General features: G+C 63.8%; 20 protein-coding genes. 7 read left to right on the forward strand and 13 right to left on the reverse strand.

The window, feature by feature from the left end:
- Positions 1 to 398: 398 nt before the first annotated feature.
- Positions 399 to 2,606 (reverse strand): catalase/peroxidase HPI, encoded by a 2,208-nt coding sequence (gene katG / locus AC2FMN_RS09410; RefSeq protein WP_496687678.1) that lies wholly within the window; start codon positions 2,604 to 2,606, stop codon positions 399 to 401.
- Between the two features lie 60 nt (positions 2,607 to 2,666).
- Entirely contained in the window at positions 2,667 to 2,912 is a 246-nt protein-coding gene (locus tag AC2FMN_RS09415) for a hypothetical protein (RefSeq protein ID WP_490360091.1), read from the reverse strand.
- Between AC2FMN_RS09415 and AC2FMN_RS09420 the strand changes: the two genes are divergently transcribed.
- Complete coding sequence (locus tag AC2FMN_RS09420; RefSeq protein ID WP_496687681.1) at positions 2,911 to 4,530, forward strand: GMC family oxidoreductase; 1,620 nt, start codon at positions 2,911 to 2,913, stop codon at positions 4,528 to 4,530. The two genes, AC2FMN_RS09415 and AC2FMN_RS09420, sit on opposite strands and share 2 nt — an antisense overlap.
- Here the strand turns inward: AC2FMN_RS09420 and AC2FMN_RS09425 are convergent, their stop codons facing one another.
- Positions 4,531 to 5,391 carry an SDR family oxidoreductase gene (locus AC2FMN_RS09425; protein ID WP_496687684.1) on the reverse strand — a complete coding sequence of 287 codons (861 nt, stop codon included), beginning with the start codon at positions 5,389 to 5,391 and terminating at the stop codon, positions 4,531 to 4,533. It abuts the gene before it with no gap.
- Between the two features lie 87 nt (positions 5,392 to 5,478).
- Here AC2FMN_RS09425 and AC2FMN_RS09430 point away from each other — a divergent pair, with 87 nt between their 5' ends.
- A complete protein-coding gene (locus AC2FMN_RS09430) occupies positions 5,479 to 6,114 on the forward strand; it encodes a class I SAM-dependent DNA methyltransferase (protein ID WP_496687686.1) in 636 nt (211 codons plus the stop codon).
- Positions 6,115 to 6,140: 26 nt separating this feature from the next.
- Here AC2FMN_RS09430 and AC2FMN_RS09435 read toward each other — a convergent pair whose 3' ends face one another.
- The 3 genes from AC2FMN_RS09435 to AC2FMN_RS09445 are packed head-to-tail and all read right to left on the reverse strand — an operon-like array spanning position 6,141 to position 10,143.
- Positions 6,141 to 6,920, reverse strand: coding sequence for a carnitinyl-CoA dehydratase (locus AC2FMN_RS09435; RefSeq protein WP_496683145.1), 780 nt, complete (start codon positions 6,918 to 6,920; stop codon positions 6,141 to 6,143).
- Complete coding sequence (locus AC2FMN_RS09440) at positions 6,917 to 8,986, reverse strand: acetate--CoA ligase family protein (RefSeq protein ID WP_496687689.1); 2,070 nt, start codon at positions 8,984 to 8,986, stop codon at positions 6,917 to 6,919. The genes AC2FMN_RS09435 and AC2FMN_RS09440 overlap by 4 nt, the downstream gene beginning before the upstream one ends.
- Positions 8,983 to 10,143, reverse strand: coding sequence for an acyl-CoA dehydrogenase family protein (locus AC2FMN_RS09445; protein ID WP_496687692.1), 1,161 nt, complete (start codon positions 10,141 to 10,143; stop codon positions 8,983 to 8,985). The genes AC2FMN_RS09440 and AC2FMN_RS09445 overlap by 4 nt, the downstream gene beginning before the upstream one ends.
- Positions 10,144 to 10,221: 78 nt before the next feature.
- Between AC2FMN_RS09445 and AC2FMN_RS09450 the strand changes: the two genes are divergently transcribed.
- Positions 10,222 to 11,166, forward strand: coding sequence for a GlxA family transcriptional regulator (locus tag AC2FMN_RS09450; protein ID WP_496687694.1), 945 nt, complete (start codon positions 10,222 to 10,224; stop codon positions 11,164 to 11,166).
- Between the two features lie 5 nt (positions 11,167 to 11,171).
- Here the strand turns inward: AC2FMN_RS09450 and queF are convergent, their stop codons facing one another.
- The 6 genes from queF to AC2FMN_RS09480 form a co-directional block, all read right to left on the reverse strand.
- Entirely contained in the window at positions 11,172 to 11,639 is a 468-nt protein-coding gene (gene queF, locus AC2FMN_RS09455; protein WP_068347314.1) for a preQ(1) synthase, read from the reverse strand.
- Positions 11,640 to 11,649: 10 nt separating this feature from the next.
- Positions 11,650 to 12,369 (reverse strand): 7-carboxy-7-deazaguanine synthase QueE, encoded by a 720-nt coding sequence (queE, locus tag AC2FMN_RS09460; protein ID WP_496687697.1) that lies wholly within the window; start codon positions 12,367 to 12,369, stop codon positions 11,650 to 11,652.
- Positions 12,366 to 12,722 (reverse strand): 6-carboxytetrahydropterin synthase QueD, encoded by a 357-nt coding sequence (gene queD / locus AC2FMN_RS09465; protein WP_496683158.1) that lies wholly within the window; start codon positions 12,720 to 12,722, stop codon positions 12,366 to 12,368. Before queD ends, queE begins: the two co-directional genes overlap by 4 nt.
- Positions 12,722 to 13,414 carry a 7-cyano-7-deazaguanine synthase QueC gene (gene queC / locus AC2FMN_RS09470; RefSeq protein ID WP_496687700.1) on the reverse strand — a complete coding sequence of 231 codons (693 nt, stop codon included), beginning with the start codon at positions 13,412 to 13,414 and terminating at the stop codon, positions 12,722 to 12,724. The genes queD and queC overlap by 1 nt, the downstream gene beginning before the upstream one ends.
- Before the next feature lie 173 nt (positions 13,415 to 13,587).
- Complete coding sequence (locus tag AC2FMN_RS09475) at positions 13,588 to 14,577, reverse strand: sterol desaturase family protein (protein ID WP_496687703.1); 990 nt, start codon at positions 14,575 to 14,577, stop codon at positions 13,588 to 13,590.
- Between the two features lie 11 nt (positions 14,578 to 14,588).
- On the reverse strand, positions 14,589 to 15,344 hold the full coding sequence (locus tag AC2FMN_RS09480; RefSeq protein WP_496687705.1) for a class II aldolase and adducin N-terminal domain-containing protein: 756 nt from the start codon (positions 15,342 to 15,344) through the stop codon (positions 14,589 to 14,591).
- 114 nt (positions 15,345 to 15,458) lie between these two features.
- Here AC2FMN_RS09480 and AC2FMN_RS09485 point away from each other — a divergent pair, with 114 nt between their 5' ends.
- On the forward strand, positions 15,459 to 16,343 hold the full coding sequence (locus AC2FMN_RS09485) for a LysR substrate-binding domain-containing protein (protein WP_496687707.1): 885 nt from the start codon (positions 15,459 to 15,461) through the stop codon (positions 16,341 to 16,343).
- Between the two features lie 3 nt (positions 16,344 to 16,346).
- Here AC2FMN_RS09485 and AC2FMN_RS09490 read toward each other — a convergent pair whose 3' ends face one another.
- A complete protein-coding gene (locus AC2FMN_RS09490; RefSeq protein ID WP_496687710.1) occupies positions 16,347 to 16,772 on the reverse strand; it encodes a VOC family protein in 426 nt (141 codons plus the stop codon).
- Between the two features lie 128 nt (positions 16,773 to 16,900).
- On the opposite strand from AC2FMN_RS09490, the gene ade reads away from it, so the two are divergent.
- The 3 genes from ade to AC2FMN_RS09505 all read left to right on the forward strand — a co-directional run bounded on the left by ade (position 16,901) and on the right by AC2FMN_RS09505 (position 20,581).
- A complete protein-coding gene (gene ade / locus AC2FMN_RS09495; RefSeq protein ID WP_496687712.1) occupies positions 16,901 to 18,703 on the forward strand; it encodes an adenine deaminase in 1,803 nt (600 codons plus the stop codon).
- Positions 18,700 to 20,163 (forward strand): AMP nucleosidase, encoded by a 1,464-nt coding sequence (locus tag AC2FMN_RS09500; RefSeq protein ID WP_496687715.1) that lies wholly within the window; start codon positions 18,700 to 18,702, stop codon positions 20,161 to 20,163. Before ade ends, AC2FMN_RS09500 begins: the two co-directional genes overlap by 4 nt.
- Before the next feature lie 130 nt (positions 20,164 to 20,293).
- Positions 20,294 to 20,581 (forward strand): HU family DNA-binding protein, encoded by a 288-nt coding sequence (locus AC2FMN_RS09505; protein WP_005979685.1) that lies wholly within the window; start codon positions 20,294 to 20,296, stop codon positions 20,579 to 20,581.
- The last annotated feature ends 67 nt before the right edge of the window (positions 20,582 to 20,648 follow it).

Genomic DNA, 20,648 nt, shown 5'->3' on the forward strand with positions numbered 1-20,648 from the left:
AACAAATCCTCAAGATGCCCCAGTCTCTCCTGAGCGTCACAACCGTCTTTCCAGTCCGTCAGGCCGCCTCTCCAGCCCGTCACCAACACCTCACCAGCGCCGGTGAAGGGGTATTTACGGATTAGGTCCGGGACCTGCAAGACCCATTTTCAAAAAACTTCCATTTTTTTCTCAGATGACGATTTTCCTATTAAATTACATTTAATTAACGACTTCATCATGCAGCTTTCATCCAACCGTACGCCCGTTTCGCCCCGAGAAACTTTCGCAAATGATGCCGCAGCGCGGAATCGCAGTGGGAATCCGCTGTCGGGACATGGGTCGGAGCATTCGCAGCAATACAAAAGGCCGCCCCAATCAATATCGGGGCGGCCTCCATGGGTCAGCGAACCTGCGGCTCAGACCAGGTCGAACCGGTCCGCGTTCATCACCTTGGTCCAGGCGGCGACGAAGTCAGACACGAACTTGCCGTCCGCATCCGCCTGCCCGTAAACCTCGGAAATCGCCCTCAGTTGCGAATTCGAGCCGAACACCAGATCGACGCGCGTGCCAGTCCATCTCACGTCGCCCGTGGCCCGGTCGCGGCCTTCATACACGCCCGGCTGGTCCTCCGCAGGTTTCCACTCGATTCCCATATCCAGCAGGTTGGTGAAGAAATCGGTGCTCAGCGCTCCGACCCGGTCGGTGAACACGCCATGCGTCGATCCGCCGTGGTTTGCACCCAGAACCCGCAGCCCGGCGACCAGAACGGTCATCTCGGGCGCCGACAGGGTCAAAAGCTGGGCCTTGTCCACCAGCAGGTCCTCGGGCGAGACGCTGTATTCCTGGCGCTGATAGTTGCGGAACCCGTCGACCATGGGTTCGAGCACCGAGAAGGATTCGACATCCGTCTGCTCCTGCGATGCGTCCGTGCGGCCCGGTGCGAAGGGGACCTCGACCTTGTGCCCGGCGGCAGCGGCGGCCTGTTCGACGGCGGCGGCCCCGCCCAGAACGATCAGATCGGCCAGCGACACTTTCTTGTTTCCGCTTTGCGCCGCGTTGAACGCTGCCTGGATGCCTTCGAGGACCGAGAGCACCTGGGACAGCTTTTCCGGCTCGTTCACGGCCCAGTCCTTCTGCGGGGCCAGCCGGATCCGCGCACCGTTGGCGCCTCCGCGCTTGTCAGAGCCGCGGAAAGTCGAGGCCGACGCCCAAGCGGTCGAGACCAGCTGTGGGATCGACAAGCCGCTGTCCAGAATCCGGGCCTTGAGATCGGCGATATCCTCCGCGTCGATCAGGTCATGATCCACCGGCGGCACGTTGTCCTGCCAGATCAGCTCCTCGTCCGGCGCCTCGGGGCCGATATACCGGATCTTGGGGCCCATGTCGCGGTGGGTCAGCTTGAACCAGGCGCGCGCGAAGGCATCGGCGAATTCTTCGGGGTTCTCGTGGAACCGCTTCGAGATCGGGCCATAGATCGGATCCATCCGCATCGCCATGTCGGCGGTCGACATGAAGATCGGAACCCGCTTCGACGGGTCTTCCGGATCGGGAGCCATGTCCTCGGGCTGGATGTCCTTGGGTGTCCAGACCCAAGCCCCGGCCGGGCTTTTGACCAGTTCCCAATCATATTTGAACAGCACGTCGAAATAGCCGTTGTCCCACCGGATCGGGTTCGCGGTCCAGGCACCTTCCAGCCCGCTGGTGATGGTGTCGCGCCCTTTGCCCTTGCCGAAGGTGGACAGCCAGCCGAACCCCATCGCCTCGATCGGGGCGGCTTCGGGCTCGGGGCCCACATGGCTGGGATCGCCCGCGCCGTGCATCTTGCCGAAGGTATGGCCGCCCGCGGTCAGCGCCACCGTTTCCTCGTCGTTCATCGCCATCCGCGCGAAAGTCTCGCGGATGTCACGGCCCGAGGCCACCGGGTCCGGCTTGCCGTCGGGGCCTTCGGGGTTCACGTAGATCAGGCCCATCTGCACTGCGGCCAGCGGGTTTTCCAGCTCGCGGTCGCCGGTATAACGGCTGCCTTCGGTATCGCTGGTGGCCAGCCATTCGGCCTCGGGGCCCCAATAGATGTCTTCCTCGGGCGCCCAGATATCCTCGCGGCCGCCGGCAAAGCCGAAGGTCTTGCCGCCCATCGATTCGATGGCGCAGTTGCCGGCCAGAATCATCAGGTCGGCCCAGGAAATCTGGTTGCCGTATTTCTGCTTGATCGGCCACAGCAAGCGGCGCGCCTTGTCCAGGTTGCCGTTGTCGGGCCAGCTGTTGAGCGGCGCGAACCGCTGGGAACCGGTCGAGGACCCGCCCCGACCATCCGCGGTGCGATAGGTTCCGGCGCTGTGCCAGGCCATGCGGATGAACAGTCCGCCGTAGTGGCCATAGTCCGCCGGCCACCAATCCTGCGAATCCGTCATCAGATCATACAGATCCTGCTTGAGCGCCTGGTAATCCAGCTTCTTGAACGCGTCAGCATAGTTGAAATCGGCGCCCAGAGGATTGCTGGCCGGCTGGTGCTGATGCAGGATCGACAGGTTCAGCTGGTTGGGCCACCAGTCCCGGTTCGATCGGGTTCCGGCGCCGTGCATGATGGGGCATTTGCCCGTGTTGGGGGTGTCGCTTCCGTCCATCTCAATCTCCGATCCTGGCTGGTGTCAGTCTGTTTGCGAGGCAACCGTGCGAATGGCACGTCAAAAAGGGGCGGACCGCAGTCCGCTGGAATACCCCGAGTCATAGCAAATCCCAGCCATGAGAAAAAATTTTGTTTTCGGATTGATTTGATAGATATTGATTATGGCTCTGCCGGGTTCCTTCAAACCGATCCCCATCCACATGACGCGGCGTTCCCCAACGCCCAGATTGCCTTTTGCGGCCGGTGCTTCAAACTGCGGGCTGTGACGCGCGACACCGCGCGGGCCACAGGGGAGGATCGCCATGCAATTCGACTACGTCATCGTCGGCGGAGGGTCCGCGGGATGTGTGCTGGCCAACCGTCTGAGCGCCAATCCGGGCACGCGGGTCTGCCTGCTTGAGGCGGGCGGGGGCGGAAACGGCATTCTGGTCCGAATGCCCGCCGGGGTGGTCGCAATGCTGCCGGGGCGACCCAGGATCAACAACTGGGCCTTCGAGACGGTGCCGCAACCGGGGCTGGACGGCCGCAAGGGCTATCAGCCGCGCGGCCGGGCCCTGGGCGGATCCAGCGCGATCAACGCGATGCTCTATGTGCGCGGGCAACGGCAGGATTATGACGGCTGGGCCGATCTGGGCTGCGAGGGCTGGGACTGGGACAGCGTCCTGCCCTATTTCAAACGGTCCGAGAACAACGAACGCGGCGCGGATGACCTGCATGGCGCCGACGGCCCGCTTCAGGTGTCCGACCAGAAAGAAGAACGCCCGATCACGCGCGCCTTCGTCGAGGCCGCCGCCCAGTTGCAACACAAGGTGACCGACGATTTCAATCGCGGCGACAACGAAGGCGCGGGGCTGTACCAAGTCACCCAGTTCCATGACCCCGACAAAAACGGCGAGCGGTGCTCGGCCGCCGCGGCCTATCTGTTTCCAGTCATGGACCGGCCGAACCTGACGGTCATCACCGGGGCGCAGGCGCGCGAGATCACCTTTGACGGCCACCGCGCCACGGGCGTGATCTATCGCCAGGGCAGTAAGGGCGCCGACCTCACCGTCACCGCCACGCGCGAGGTTCTGGTTTGCTCGGGCGCGCTGAAATCGCCGCAACTGCTGCAGCTGTCGGGCATCGGCGACCCCGAGGACCTGACCCCGCATGGCATTGCCGTCCGCCACGCGTTGCCAGGCGTGGGCAAGAACCTGCAGGATCACCTGGATTTCATCCTGGCCTACAAGACAAAGGACACAGACAATTTCGGCATCGGCGCCGCCGGTACGGTGGGGCTGATCAAACATCTCATGCGGTGGCGCAAGAGCGGGGTGTCGATGGCTGCCACCCCCTTTGCGGAAGGCGCCGCCTTTCTGAAGACCTCTCCCGATCTGGACCGCCCCGACATCCAGCTGCATTTCACCATCGCGCTGGTGGACGACCACGCGCGCAAGCTGCATCTGGGCTATGGGTTCAGCTGCCATATCTGCAAGCTGCGCCCCGAAAGCCGCGGCACCGTCTCGCTGCACAGCGCCGACCCCTTTGCCGCCCCGGCGATCGACCCGGCCTATCTGTCCGACCCGCGCGATCTGGACACAATGATCAAGGGCGCGCGGATGACGCGCGAAATCCTCGAGGCTCCGGCCCTTGCCGAATACCGCCACAAGGAAATGTTCGGCACCGACACCGCCCGGACCGACACGGATTGGGAGCGCCATATCCGCGCGCGGGCCGATACGATCTATCACCCCGTGGGCACCTGCAAGATGGGAGTGGACGACATGGCGGTGGTCGATCCACAGCTGCGGGTGCGCGGGATGCAGGGGCTACGGGTGGTCGATGCTTCGGTCATGCCGACGCTGGTTTCAGGCAACACCAACGCGCCCACGATCATGATCGCGGAAAAGGCCGCCGACATGATCCTGGCGGATGTGGCCTGATCAGTCGCCGTTCAACGCCTGATCCGCGTGCAGCGCCTCAAGGCCCACGCGATAGTTGGGGTATTTCAGCTTCACGCCCAGATCGGTCTTGATCCGGTCGTTCCGAACGCGCTTGTTCTCGTTGTAGAAGCTGCGGGCCATCGGCGTCAGGTCGGCCGTATCGAAATCCACCGCAGGCGGCAGCGGCAGGCCCTGAAGCTGCGCGGCATAGCCGATCACGTCCTGCGGCGGCACCGGTTCGTCATCGCAGACATTGTAGATCGCGCCCGGATCGGGACGGAGCATCGACGCCTCGAGCACCTGTGCGATGTCCTCGACATGAATGCGCGAAAACACCTGCCCCGGCTTGATGATCCGCCGCAGCCCGCCTTTCTTCAGCTTGGAGAACGGCCCCCGCCCCGGCCCGTAGATGCCCGCAAGGCGAAAGATGTGCAGCGGCAGGCCGGGAATTGCGGCCCAGTCCTGCTCGGCCTGCAACCGCCAGCGCCCGCGCTCGGCCGTCGGGGTCGCCGGCGTGGACTCATCGACCCAACCGCCCTGGTGGTCGCCATAGACGGCGGTGGTCGACAGGTACCCGACCCAGTCGAACCGCCCGGCGCGGGCGGCGAGCTCATCCCGCAGGGCGACCAGAACCGGATCTCCCTTGGCCGTGGGCGCGGTCGAAATCAACAGATGCGTGACCCCGTTCAGATCGGGGTCCTCGCCCGGCCAGACCAGCGGTTCGGCCCCGGTGGCGCGGATGGCGTCTTTCTCGGCGGCATCGCGGGTGGTTCCGACGATGCGCCAACCCTTGGGGGCCAGCCAGCGCGACAGCGCGCGCGCGGTATAGCCGTGCCCGAATGAAAAAAGCGTTCCAGTCATGGCCCCTTGTTGATCGCGCCGCGGGCGGGATGCAAGCGCCGGATGGACGCACTTGATTCGAATCTCCGCCTGCGCCTTCATGGTGTGATGAGTGATGACAAACCCAGCCTGCACGCGGCCTATGCGCTGAGAACTCCGGCAGACAACAAACGGCTCTATGCCGAATGGGCGGGAGATTACGATCGCGGATTCGCCGCGCGCGAGGATTACCAGCTGCATATCCACACCGCCCGCGCCTTTGTCGGCGCCGGGGGACAGGGCCCGGTGCTGGATGTGGGCGCGGGAACCGGCCTGTGCGGCGCGGTTCTGGCCGATCTGGGCGTGGGGCCGATCGACGCCACCGACATCAGCGCCGAGATGCTAGACAAGGCAATGCGCAAGGACATCTACCGCGACGCGATCGAGGCTGACCTGAATGAGGGCATCCCGGTTCCACGTGACAGCTATTCGGGCATCGTATCGTCGGGCACCTTCACCCACGGCCATCTGGACCCCGAGGTTCTGCCCGCCCTGCTGCGGGTGGCCCGGCCCGGGGCGCAATTCGCCCTGTCGATCAACGCCAAACACTTCGAGGCGCTGGGATTCGCAACCGCCTTCGACAATCTGCAGGCCGAGGGCCGGATGGAACATCTGACCCTGACCCCGGTCCGCATCTACGGCGACCTCGCCTCAGGCCCCAACAAGGGCGACACCGCCTATATCGCGCTGTTCGAAAAGGCCTGAGCGACGTCAGGCCAGTTCGTGTGCCGCTACTTCCCTTTCCAGACCGGGTCGCGTTTCTCGGCAAAGGCGCGGGCGCCTTCCAGATTGTCCTCGGAGCCATAGAGAACATCGACCGTGCGCAGCTGCCGCTTGGTGATGCGGTTCATGATGTCCTGGAACTTGGAATCCTCGGCCTCGCGCACGATCTCCTTGATCGCGGCATAGACCAGCGGCGGGCCGCTGGCCAGCAGGCGAGCCAGCTCCCATGCACGGTCCATCAGCTGGTCGGCCGGGACGATCTCATTCACCAAGCCCCAGCGATGCGCCTCTTCGGCGTCGAACCAGCGGCCGGTCAGCAGCAGTTCCATCGCGATGTGGTAAGGTATGCGCTTGGGCAGCTTGACGCTGGCCGCGTCCGCCACCGTGCCCGAGCGGATTTCCGGCAGGGCAAAGGTGGCGTGATCGGCCGCCAGAATCATGTCGGCACTCAAGGCCAGTTCCAAACCGCCGCCGCAGGCAATCCCGTTCACGGCGGCAATCACCGGCTTGTTCATGTCCCGCAGCTCTTGAAGGCCACCGAAACCGCCGACCCCGTAATCCCCATCCACGGCATCGCCCTCAGCCGCGGCCTTCAGATCCCAGCCGGGGCAGAAGAATTTCTCTCCGCCCCCCGTCAGGATCGCCACCCGCAGGTCGGGATCATCGCGGAAGTCGCGGAACACTTCGCCCATCACCCGGCTGGTGGCCAAGTCGATCGCGTTTGCCTTGGGCCGGTCCAGGGTGACTTCCAGAATGGCGCCGTCGCGTTTGGTCTTCACTGGGTTCATGAGCTTGCCTTTCGGATCAGGGCATCAACCGCCACCGCGCCCGTCGCGGTGCAGATGAGGGGGTTGATTTCAACTTCGCTGACAGTGGCGGCATTGGCAATCACATAGGACTGCACCGCGTCGATGGCGTCGAGAATCGCCTCGAGATCGGCTGCGGACTTGCCGCGATAGCCCGCCAAAAGCGGGGCATAGGCCAGCTTGCCCAGCGCCGCCCGGGTTGCGTTACGATCCGAGGGCACCAGCAGCGACACGGTATCGCGCAGGATCTCGGTCAGGACGCCCCCGGCGCCGAGGGTCAGCACGAACCCATGCGCCGGATCGCGCGTGACACCGATCAGCAGTTCCGCAACACCGCGGGCCGCCATTTCCTCGACCAGCACGTCGGCGGTGCCCACCCGGCGGGCGGCGTCCGCGATTTCGCTCGCCTCCACGCCCAGCAGAACCGCGCCATGTTCGGATTTGTGCGCCAGCCCGACGCCCTTGACCGCGAAGGGGCCGGTCAGGTGGCGTGTCGCCTTTTCAGCCTGATCGGCCGGAAAGACCACGCTGCGCGGCACCGTCAGGCCGTGTTCGGCAAGCGCCTGTTTCGCCTCGGCCTCGGTCAAGGTTGTGTCCGCCTCGCAATTACCGGGCAACTGGACCGGCGCGGCCTGCTCGGGCAGCGGGCGGGCGGCTGCCTCGGCTGCGGCCAACGCCTCGTGCAGGCCGGCAAAGGGAACCACACCACCGTCCAGCAGCTTTTGCGCCACGTCTTCGGGCATCAGCTCGGGCAGGGTCGCCACCACGGCAAAGGGCCTGCCGGTTTCGCTTGAGCAGTTCAGCGCCGCCTGTGTTGCGCAGGCCCAGTCGGTGGCATCCGTATGCGGATAGTCCACAATCGACAGTGTCAGAGCCACATCCGGGCCCGTCATTCCCTTCCACGCCCGCGTCATCGCCTGAGTGTCGCGCCAAATATAGGTGTGGTAGTCGAGCGGATTTGCCAGCGCCACCATCGGACCCAGCGCCGTGCGCAGTTCTCTTCGCTGATCCTGTGTCAGCGGTGGAAAATGCAGATCCCGCCCGACCGCCATGTCGGCTCCCAGACTGGCTTCGCCCCCCGAACAGCTGATCATGCTCAGGCCGTTCCCGCCGAGCCTGCCGGCGACGTGGAACAGCTTGAGCGTTTCCAGGAAGCTTGGCACATCGCCCAGACGCGCAATGCCCAGCCGGTCCAGAAACGCCTGCGCCCCGGCATCACCGCCTGCCAGCGATGCCGTGTGCGAGATTGTTGCGGTTTGGGCATGTTCCGACCGACCCACCTTGAGCGCCACGATCGGCACGCCGCGCTCGCGCGCACGGGCGGCCAGCGCCTCCCATTTGCGCAGGTCGCCAAAGCCCTCGACATGCACACCGATGGCGGTGATCCGGTCATCCTCCAGCAGGGCCATGGCGATTTCGGCCTGGTGGGACTGTGCCTGATTCCCGCAGGTCAGCATGAAAGCCAGCGGCAGCGCCCGGCGCTGCATGGTCATGTTGATGGCGATGTTTGAGCTTTGCGTCAGAATGGCGACGCCCCGCTCCACCGGGCGCATCCCGTGCTGGTCGGGCCAGATCGCCACCCGGTCCAACCCGTTGACGAAGCCATAGCAGTTGGGGCCGAGGATCGGCATGTCCCCCGCTGCAGCCACAAGCTGCGCCTGCAAGTCCGGCCCGTCCGCATCCTCAGCCAGCGCCTCGGTAAAGCCCGAGGCGAAACACACAGCCCCGCCCGCGCCAATGCGGGACAGAAACTCGACCGCCTCGATGGTCGCGCGGCGGTTGATGCCGACAAAGGCCGCGTCGGGCGCTTGGGGCAGGTCTTCGATCGTGGCAAAGACGCGCTCGCCCGCCACCTCGTCGGCCTTGGGATGCACCGGCCAGACCGGACCGGTGAACCCCAGTTTCCGCACCTGCCGGATGACCTCGGCACACCAAGCGCCCCCGCCGATCACCGCCAGCGAACGAAACACCAGCATCCGCCTCAGCGCGGCGAGTTTTCCCGGCGTGAGCACATCCGCCGCGCCGTTCAGGCCCGGCGCCACGTTCATGCCCCCAACGCGCGCAGCAGGTCGCGGCTGATGATGTGGCGCTGGATCTCGCTGGTACCGTCCCAGATCCTCTCCACCCGGGCATCGCGCCAGAACCGTTCCAGCGGATAGTCATCCATCAGACCCATCCCGCCATGTACCTGGATCGCCGCATCGGTCACCCGCGCCAGCATTTCCGAGGCAAAAAGCTTGGCCGAGGCGATCTCGCGGTTGGCGGGCAGGCCCTTGTCCAGCCGGTCGGCAGCGGCCAGGGTCAGCAGGTCGGCGGCGTCGATCTCGGTGATCATGTCGGCGATCTGAAAGCTGACGCCCTGGAACTTGCCGATCTTCTGGCCGAACTGTTCGCGCGTGGCGGCATAGTCCAGCGCATAGTCGAAGGCCCGCCGCGCGCGACCCACGCACATGGCGGCCACGGTGATGCGGGTGGCGTAAAGCCAGGTGTTCATCACCTCGAATCCGCCATCGACCTCGCCCAGCACCTGTGCGTCAGGCAAGCGGCAGTCGTCGAAGTCCAGCACCATGTTCTTGTAACCGCGATGGCTGACCGACTTGTAGCCGTCGCGGATGGTGAACCCCGGCGTGCCGCGATCGACCAGAAAGGCGGTGATGCGCTTTTTGGGGCCTTTCGGCGTCTGATCCTCGCCCGTGGCGATGAAGACGATGATGAAATCGGCATGTTCCGCGCCCGAGATGAAATGCTTGGTGCCGTTCACCACCCAATCGCCGCCATCACGAACGGCGGAACACTTCATGCCCCGCACATCCGAACCCGCGCCCGGTTCGGTCATCGCCAGCGCATCCATTTTCTCGCCGCGCACGGCGGGCATCAGATAGCGTTCGACCTGATCGCCCTGACAGGCCATCAGGATGTTCTGCGGCCGCCCGAAGAAATGGTTCAACGCCATCGACCCGCGGCCCAGTTCCCGTTCGACCAGCGCGAATTCCAGGTGGTTCAACCCGGCGCAACCCACGCTTTCGGGAAAGTTGCAGGCGTAGAAGCCCAGCTCGATCGTCTTGCGCTTGATCTCGTCGGCGATCTCTTTCGGCACCTCTCCGGTGCGCTCGACCAGCTCTTCGTGGGGATAGATCTCTTTTTCCACAAAGCTGCGGACGGTCGAGACGATCATTTCCTGTTCTTCGGACAGACCGAATTGCATAGCGGTTCTCCAAGTGCAGATGTTGCGAACAGCCTGACCCGTCTTGCGCGCATTTTCATGCAGTAATAGACATTTAATATGCAGAAATGGACTAAATCGACCTCTGCGATGCAGCATTTTGGCGTGTTGCTGTTCGACGGGTTTTCGAACCACTGTTTGGCCAACACAGTCGAGCCGCTGCGCGCGGCCAACACGCTGTCGGGGCGCACGCTCTACAAGTGGCAGTTTCTGTCGCTGAACGCGGGGCCGGTGACCTCATCCTCGGGGCTGCAGGTGTCGCCGCATGACAGGCTCGGCAACGTGTCCGGCGACCTGCTGGCGGTCATGCCATCCTATGGCTTTCGCGATCACGGCGGCTGGCGCATGCAGGCCAGCCTGCGCGCCGCCGCGCAACGGTTCCCCATCATGGCCGGAATGGACACGGGCAGCTGGCTGCTGGCCGAAGCCGGGCTGCTGGACGGCCATCGCGCGACCATCCACTGGGAGGAGTTGACGGGGTTCTCGGAACGCTTCCCCGAGGTGGAAACCTGCCGCGAACGCTATGTCATCGACGGAGACCGCATCACCTGCTCGGGCGCGATGGCGGCGTTTGACCTGGTGATGCACCTGATCGGGCGGGATCACGGTCAGGCACTGGCGCTGGAAGTGGCGCAGCTGTTCATGACCCGCGATTCCGCCCGTTCACATATGGGCGGGGCCGGGTCGGCCAGCGCCTTCGTCAACAAAGCGTTGGCGCTGATGCAGGAACATCTGGAAACGCCCCTGCCCATCCCCGAGGTCGCACGGCGGGTCGGCCGCTCGCAAAAGGCGCTGGAATCGCGGATGCGGGCCGATCTGGGGGCCAGCCCCGCGCAGGTCTATCGCCGCCTGCGCCTGAACCTGGTCCGCAAGCTGGTATCCGAGACCGATCTGCCCATCGGCGAGATCGCCCTGCGCGCGGGCTATGACGACCCCAGCGCGATGACCCGCGCCTTCCGCGCCGAGTTCGGCACCTCGCCGCGCGCGATCCGGGCGGCCTCGTAACGCGGTCAGCCGCGCCCGCGATAGGTGGGAACGCCCTGATCGGGGATCCACACGCCCGGCAGCTCCGGCCCGGTCTGATAGAACACGTCGATCGGGATACCGCCGCGCGGATACCAATAGGCGCCGACACGCAGCCATTTCGGCTCCAGCACCTCTTCCAGCCGCTTGCCGATCGTGACACTGCAATCTTCGTGGAACGCGCCATGGTTGCGGAACGAACCCAGGAACAGCTTGAGCGACTTGCTTTCCACCAGCCAGTCACCCGGCACATAGTCGATCACGATATGCGCGAAATCCGGCTGCGCCGTCAGCGGGCAAAGCGAGGTGAACTCGGGCGCGGTGAAGCGCACGGCATAATCGGTGCCGGCCTGCGGGTTCGGCACCCGCTCCAGCACCGCCTCTTCGGGCGAGTTCGGCAGGTCGGTCTTGCTGCCCAGTTGGGTCAGGTTTGCATAGATGTCTTGGTTTGCCATTGTTAGAGCCTCATACGCCGCGCTTGTTGCCCCAGATCAGGACATGCAGCTGCGGCAGGATGGTGGGGGTGAACCAGCGGTCGCCGAGGGTCTTGTCGATCAGCCATTCATAGCGGGACATGATCCCGTCCATGTCGATCTCGGCATCCTCGGCGTCGGGTGGCGGCGGGGTGTGGTTGCCCGGTTGCAGATAAAGCGGCAGCGCTGGAAACCGCTCGGCCGCGGCGCGGGCCCAGCGGTAATCCTCATCATCGAAGACCACGATCTTCATGACGGTGGGCGCGCCCTCAGCCCGGGCGATGCAGTCCTCGAACCGCGCCCAGTCGACGGTTTCGCCGGACGAGGGCGGTTTCGGGCTGAGGATCAGGGTGGACAATTCGCGGAACCAGTCCTGCGCCACCGAGCCCTGAGTTTCCATCACGAAGTCATAACCCTTGGATTTGCCCAGCGCGATCAGCGGGCCGAAATCCTGAATGGCCGGGTTGCCGCCCGACAGCGACACGGTCAGGGGTGTGCCGCCGGACAGGGCTTCGACCTGCGCCCAGATCTGTTCGGGGGTCATCGGCGTCCAGTCATGGCGATAGGCGCTGTCCACCGCATGCAGGCTGTCGCACCAGCTGCAGCGGTAATCGCAGCCACCCGCCCGCACGAAGACGGTCGGCACCCCGATCACGGCGCCTTCGCCCTGGATCGTGGGGCCGAAGATCTCGGCGATGCGCAGCGGTTTCACGGCCGATACTCCGCCCAGGTCTTGGGCGTCTCGCTGACCCGCACCGCGCTGGTCTGCGCCCAGCGCGCCTTGCAGAAGTCAAAGATCTCTTTCGCCAGTCGCTCCGAGGTGACCATGTCATGCCCGAACACGTCGTTCAGGTGCCGGTGATCCAGTTCCTCGTCGATATAGGTCTTGAGCGGCTTCAGATCGCGGTAGTCCACCACGAAACCATTTGCATCCAGCTCTTCGGCGGCCAGTTCCACCTCGACGATGTAATTGTGCCCGTGCAGACGCGCGCAGGGGTGGTCGTCGGGCAGGTGGCACAGCTGATGCGAGGCCGAGAAGTGGAATTCCTTGGTGATACGGAACATCAGTGCCCCTCCACCGCGGCTTTCCAGAACTCGGGATCGGCATAGACGGTCGGGTCTTCAATGCCGGCGATGTGAAACGCCTCGCGCCGTTCGACACAGGTTCCACAACGGCCGCAATGGGTCTCGCCGCCCTTGTAGCAGGACCAGGTGTCGGCGAAGGGCGTTCCGTGCTTTGCGCCCTCGGTCACGATGGCCGATTTCGGGATGTGAACGAAGGGCGTATAGAGCCTGACATTGGCATATCCGTCCAATGCCTTGGCCTGCATGACCTCGAAGGCTTCGGTGAATTCCGGCCGGCAGTCGGGGTAGATGAAGTGATCCCCGCCATGCACCGCCGTCGCCACGGCGTCCGCCTGTTTGGCGGCGGCCACGCCAAAGGCGATGGCCAGCATGATGGCGTTGCGGTTCGGGACCACGGTGACCTTCATGTTCTCTTCGGCATAGTGCCCGTCGGGCACGTCGACGTCATCGGTCAGGGCCGAGCCCGACAGATGCTTGCCGATATGGCTCATGTCGATTAGGTCATGCGGCACGCCCAGCCGCTCCGCGCAGCGGGCGGCAAACTCGACTTCCTTGCGGTGACGCTGACCGTAGTCGAAAGAGATCAGGCGGATCAGTTCGTTTTCGGCGGCAACCTTGTGCGCCAGAGAAACCGAATCCAGTCCGCCCGAGCAGATGACGATTGTCTTCACTTTTCAGATCCTTGTTTTGTAAGCCGGGTAGGCTGCGACCGGCGCCCGGTTCATCCGGACCAGCGGTGTCTATCAGACCCCGGGCAGCAAGGTAAAGACCCGTCAAAAACGGAAAGCCGCCCATCGGCGGCTTGTCCAAGCGGTATCACGACTTGGGATGCTGCAGGCGCCCTTCAGCCGAACCGCCTTTTCTTGTAGGCGCGGGTGCGTTCCGTCGCCTCGGCCGAGCCGTCGTGATAGGTGCCGAACCACCGGTCGAAGGGAATCTCGGAAGTGCCATAGTTGCACTCGAAATACCGGTGGTGCAGCTGGTGAAAGAAGTCGCCCGCCCGTGCCGCTTCGGTTTCCCCCGCTTTCAGCTTCTCGAACCCCGAATGGGACAGGATCGGGCTGACCTGCTGGAAATAGGCGTGAAACAGCAGATGCAGCGGGTGCGACGGCACGATCAGGTGGATGAAATAGGTCGTGAAATACAGCAGGTTCTCGTACCAGTGGTTCGAGATGCCCGACCACGGACCAACATTGACGTTCCGGTGATGCACGGCATGCACATGCTTGAACAGTTTCGGGTGATGCTCCAGCCGGTGTACCCAATAGAAATGCAGCCCGGACCACATCGGGATGAACAGCATCCAGACCACGCACCAGACCGGCGCCTGTTCCCATGAGACGGTTGGCACCCAACCGTTGGCCATCGCCCAGTAGATGCCCCATTGATAGACGGTCGCCACCGTCATGGCGCTGCCCAGCGTCCACCAGATGTTGTCCCAGACCTGGTTGTTGAAGGTGAAGATGCCGTTGTTGCGCGTCAGGTCGCGGCGATCGAACTTTTTGTACATACCCTGGCCCTTGCGCATGTAGAGCCACCAATGCAGCCCACCCGCAACAAGGATCTGAGGCACCATGTTCAGCAGCCAGATGCGGAACATCCAACCAGGTGCGAAGCTTTGCATCGCCTCGAGCGGCGGCAGGAAAAGCACATAAGCTGTCAGCGCCAACACCATGCACAGGGTCAGCGCGGTGATCTGCAACCACGCACCGCTGTACCATTTCACTACCGCCATCGGTCTGGGCGGCCAGCTGAACAAAGGGTTCAACGCCACTGGATCAGATGGCCGATAGTGCCAGCGGGCAGCTTCGGGATCATGCGAGGCATCGGTCATGGCAAAACCCTCTAGGTGGCGTAATCCGAGCCTTCGGCATCCAGAACGGCCTTGATCTCGCGCAGATGGGCCTCGGCCTGCCCCGGATAGTCATCCAACTCCTGCGCGGTCTTTTCGGCGATCTCGTCCGAAAGCAGCCGCAACGGCCGGCCCGTCTGAAGGGCGCGAACATAGGTCTCGGCGGCGCGCTCGAAATAATAGAGTCTATTAAAGGCATCTGCCGCATCGCTGCCGATCACCAGCACACCGTGGTTGCCCATGATCATGACTTTCTTTTTCGGGTCCTGCAGCATTGCGGCGCAACGCTCACCCTCGCTTTCAAAGGCCAAACCGCCGAATTCCTCGTCGATGACATAGCGGTTGTAAAAGGTTGCTGTGTTCTGGTCGATCGGTGGCAGGGTGCTGTCGGCCAAGGAGGCCAGGACGGTGGCAAAGATCGAATGCACATGCATCACGCAACGCGCATGCGGGCACCTGCGGTGAATCGAGCCATGCAGCCCCCATGCGGTGGGGTCCGGTGCGCCGGGCTTGCTCATCGTGTCGGGATCGTTGGCATCCAGCAGCAGAAGGTCCGAGGCACGGATGCGCGCGAAATGCATCTGGTTCGGGTTCATCAGGAACTGCGTGCCACCCTCGTTCACGGCAAGGCTGAAATGGTTGGCGACCCCTTCATGCATGTTCAACCTTTCGGTCCAACGGAAGGCCGCGGCCATGTCCACGCGCTCCTGCCAATGGTCGATATTCGGCTTCAGATTGGTGACGCTCATCCGGAGGCTCCGTTAGGCTTGGGCAGAGGGCTGATACAAACCGTGCCGGGCCGGGGCGCAATTGACCAACGAAAAAATTGGTGTTTTGGCATTAGCTGAGCTTATGGTTGGATTATGAAACCTCAGAACCCTCTTCCCCCGCTTGGCTGGCTGCGGACCTTTGAGGCCGCGGCCCGCCACCTGTCCTTCACCGGCGCGGCGCGCGATCTGAACATGACGCAAAGCGCCGTCAGCCAGCAGATCAAGTCACTCGAGGGTTATCTGGGCCAGCCCCTGTTTCACCGTCGCCCCCGCGCATTGGAACTGACCGAGGCCGGGATCACCTATCTGCCCGTGGTGCGCGAAGCGTTCCGGACGCTGGTACGCGGCACCCAGGCCGTGACCGGGCAGCAGCAGAATACCGTTCAGGTTCAATGCAACATCACCTTTTCGGTGAACTGGCTGGCCCCCCGCCTGCCCGCGTTCCGCGCCCTGCACCCCGATGTTCACCTGAACATCTTCACCGAATTGTGGGAGCCGCGCGAGATGGCCGAAGGCGCGGCGGTGGAAATCCGCTATTCCCTGCGCCCGGCCGACACGGTCCGCACTGAGCTTTTGCGCAGCGATCACTACTACCCCGTCTGTGCCCCCGACTATCCGGTCACGCTGGAAAACCTTCAGCAGCAACCGCTGTACGACTGTTCGAACCTTCTGTCGAACTGGGTCAGCTGGGCCGAAGATCAGGGTCTAAACTGGGAAAATCCGCCGATTACTTACGCCACGACCTATATGGTCGGCCTGTCCGTCGCGATGGCCGGAGGCGGGCTGTGCCTGACCCATGATACCATCGCAAAGCGCCTTCTGGACGAAGGCCGTCTGATCGCGCCGTTCGAGCATCGCGCGCCGATGCCCGAAGCCTACTACCTTCTGCTGTCGCCTCAGGCCGAGGAGACGCCGGGTGCCGTAGCCTTTGCCGAATGGATCCAGGCGGAAATCGCCGCCGAGCAACACCTCGCCTGACCTTCATCCGTCCTTGGGGCGGCTGGCAACCCAGGCATAGCCGTTCTCGCACAGGATATAGGTCTCGCGCAGGCCGTGGGGCTTGTCGGTCGGCTCCTGCAGGACGACCGCGCCAGCGGACCGGGCGCGCTCCGCCGCGTCGTCCGGGTCGGTATCGTACAGGTGGATCTCGATCCCGCCACCGCGTGGGGGCGTTTCGGGAACCAGCCCCAGCAGCGGGTTGGAATGATAGGTGCCGTCCGAATGCAGCTGAAACACCTGATCGCCATAGGTGACGATGGCGTAATCCGCCGTCACTTGATGGGATTTCAGGCCAAAAACAGTCTCTAAAAAAGCGCATTCCGCCCGCACGTCGCGCACCAGCAGGTTCAGCCCGATCCCGCGCAGGCTGCGGCCGAAACTGTCGGCATTTATGGTTTCGTAGTCCATGCCCTTACCAGACCCCGCATCGCGGCGCGGATCAAGCATTTGCTGCCCCGCGCCCGGGCCGGATGACGGTTTCATGAAGGTGGCACGGCAGGGGTTGCACCTTCCGATGCATTCGGGAAAGTTGTGCCATGGAATACGCACCCTTCCCCTCTTGGCCCGACGTCGCCCCCCGCCTGATCGCCGTTGCCGCCGGCCGCGAAGCCGCCGACATGGTCATTCGCGGCGGGATCTGGATCAACGTACACAGCCGCGAGGCGCTGCCCGATCATGCCATCGCCATCGCCGCCGGACGCGTGGCCTATGTCGGCCCCGACGCCAGCCACTGCATCGGCCCCGACACGCAGATCATCGAGGCCAAAGGCCGCTACATGATCCCCGGCCTGTGCGACGCGCATATGCACATCGAATCCGGCATGCTGACCCCGGCCGAGTTCGCCCGCGCTGTTATCCCGCATGGCACGACGTCGATGTTCACCGACCCGCATGAGATCGCCAACGTGCTGGGGCTGGACGGCGTGCGGATGATGCATGACGAAGCGCTGATGCAGCCGGTCAACATCTTTACCCAGATGCCGTCCTGCGCGCCCTCGGCGCCGGGTCTGGAAACCACCGGTTATGAGATCACCGCCGAAGACGTGGCCGAGGCGATGACCTGGCCCGGCATCATCGGGCTGGGCGAGATGATGAACTTTCCCGGCGTGATCCATGCAGACCCCAAAATGCTGGCCGAAATCGCCGCCACCCAGCGCGCGGGCAAGACCGTGGGCGGACACTATGCATCCCCTGATTTAGGGCCTGATTTTGCCGCTTATGTCGCCGGCGGTCCGGCGGATGACCACGAAGGCACCTGCGAGGCCGACGCCATTGCCCGGGTGCGGCAGGGGATGCGGTCGATGATGCGATTGGGCTCGGCCTGGTATGACGTGGAAAGCCAGATCACCGCCGTCACCGAAAAAGGGCTGGACCCGCGCAACTTCATCCTGTGCACCGATGACTGCCATTCGGGCACGCTGGTGAACGAGGGCCACATGAACCGCGTCGTCCGTCATGCCATCGCCTGCGGTTGCGACCCGTTGATCGCGCTGCAGATGGCCACGATCAACACCGCCACCCATTTCGGGCTGGAGCGCGAGATCGGCTCGATCACGCCGGGCCGCCGGGCGGACGTGATCCTCAGTTCGGACCTGACCGACTTGCCGATCGAGATGGTCATCGCGCGCGGACAGGTGGTGGCCGAAAATGGCGCGATCAAGGTGGATTGCCCGCATTACGACTGGCCCGACCGGGCGCGCAACACAGTACATCTGGGCCATGCCCTGACCGCCGCCGATTTCGAGATCCCCGCGCCCGAGGGCGCCAACCGCGTCCGCGCCAACGTGATCGGCGTGGTGGAAAACCAGGCCCCCACCCAGGCGCTGAAGGCCGAGCTGCCGATCATCGGCGGGCTGGTTGAGGGCGAAGGCGATGTCTGCCAGATCGCGCTGGTCGAGCGGCACCGGGCCACGGGCGGCGTCACCAACGCCTTCGTCTCGGGCTTTGGCTATCAGGGCCGGATGGCCATGGCCTCGACCGTGGCGCATGACAGCCACCACATGATCGTGGTCGGCACCGACCGCGAGCAGATGGCGCTGGCCGCCAATCGTCTGGCCGAAGTGGGCGGCGGCATCACCATCTTCCGAGATGGCGAAGAGCTGGCGCTGGTCGAACTGCCCATCGCCGGCCTGATGTCCGACAGCCCGGCCTCCGGCGTCGCGGCCAAGGCGCAAAAGATGGTCGAGGCGATGCAGACCTGCGGCTGTCAGCTGAACAATGCCTATATGCAGCACTCGCTGCTGGCCCTTGTCGTGATCCCCGAACTGCGGATATCCGATCTGGGACTGGTGGATGTCCGTACATTCGAAAAAATTGACCTTCTGGAACCCCTCGCATGACAAAAATAACAACGCCCGAACCACGGGACCCCGAGATTTTCACCGATGCCGCCGCAGCCGTTGCGAGGCTGGAAGAGCTGTATAACGAGGCCACCGCCTTTCTGTGCGAAAGCTTTGCCGAGGCGATGGAAAGCGGCGCGCCCAAGGTCCGGTACAGAGCCTATTACCCAGAAATCCGTATCCGTACGGCGTCCTACGCGCATGTGGACAGCCGCCTGAGCTTTGGTCACGTGTCCGAGCCAGGGGTCCATGCCACGACGGTAACCCGGCCGGATCTGTTCCGGTCTTACCTCACGCAGCAGATCGCGCTGCTGATCAAGAACCACAACCAGCCGGTGACCATCGGCCCATCGACCACGCCGATGCCGGTGCATTTCGCCGTGGCCGGCAACCCCGATCTGGTGGTTCCGCATCAGGGTGCGGCGGGGTTCACCCTGCGCGACGTGTTCGACGTGCCCGATCTGACCACCACCAATGACGACATCGTCAACGGTGTGCACGAACCGCTGGATGGCGTCGGCCCGCTGGCCTTGTTCACAGCGCAACGCATCGATTACTCGCTGGCCCGGCTGGCCCACTACACAGCCACCGACCCGGACCATTTCCAGAACCACGTTCTGTTCACAAACTACCAGTTCTACGTCTCGGAATTCGAGAACTATGCCCGCGCGCAACTGGCCGACCCGGACAGCGGCTATACCAGTTTCGTTTCGACCGGGAATGTCGAGATCACCGACCCCGACGCGCCGCTGGACCAGCCGCTGAAGCTGCCGCAGATGCCGACCTATCACCTGAAACGCGCCGACGGGTCGGGGATCACGCTGGTCAATATCGGCGTCGGGCCATCCAACGCCAAAACCGCCACCGACCACATCGCGGTGCTGCGCCCACATGCCTGGCTGATGGTTGGCCACTGCGCAGGGCTGCGCAACACGCAGGCCCTGGGCGACTTTGTGCTGGCCCATGCCTATCTGCGCGAAGACAAGGTGCTGGACGACGACCTGCCCGTCTGGGTGCCGATCCCGCCGCTGGCCGAAGTTCAGGTCGCGCTGGAACGCGCCGTGGCCGAAGTGACCGAGCTGGACGGCTATGAGCTGAAGCGGATCATGCGCACCGGCACGGTGGCCTCGGTCGACAACCGCAACTGGGAACTGCGCGACCAATCCGGCCCGGTGCAACGGCTGAGCCAGTCGCGCGCCATCGCGCTGGACATGGAAAGCGCAACGATCGCCGCCAACGGCTATCGGTTCCGCGTGCCCTACGGTACCTTGCTGTGCGTGTCCGACAAGCCCCTGCATGGCGAATTGAAGTTGCCGGGCATGGCGTCCGAGTTCTATACAACTCAGGTCGGCCGCCATCTGGCGATTGGAATCCGGGCGATGGAACACCTGCGGGGCATGCCGCTGGAACGTCTGCACAGCCGGAAATTGCGCTCGTTCGATGAAACGGCCTTCCTCTGACGCAAAAAAGCAACGAAATCCCCATATTTTTTGGGGGTTCGGCGCTACTATTCGTTGTGTTCGCCCACAATATCCCGTTACAGTTACGCGGTGAGGCCCAATAGATCGGGCACGTTAAGGAGACCAAGAAATGGCAAAGCCTATGACGAAGACTCAGCTGGTTGCTGCTCTCGCTGAGGAAATGGGAACCGACAAGAAATCCGCGAACGCGGCGCTGGAAGCGATCACCAACCTGATCACCCGCGAAGTTTCGGCCGGTGGCGCCGTGACCCTGCCGGGCGTCGGCAAGATCTACTGCCGCGAGCGCCCCGAGCGTCAGGTGCGCAACCCGGCCACCGGTGAGACCTTTACCAAAGAGGCCGACAAGGTCGTGAAAATGACCATCGCCAAGGCCCTGAAGGACAGCGTCAACAGCTGATCCCACCCCAAGGTGGTACGAAACAGGGGCCGCGGTTTCGCGGCCCTTTTTCTATGCGCACGTTGCC

This window comes from Ruegeria sp. BHSC037, assembly GCF_059613045.1.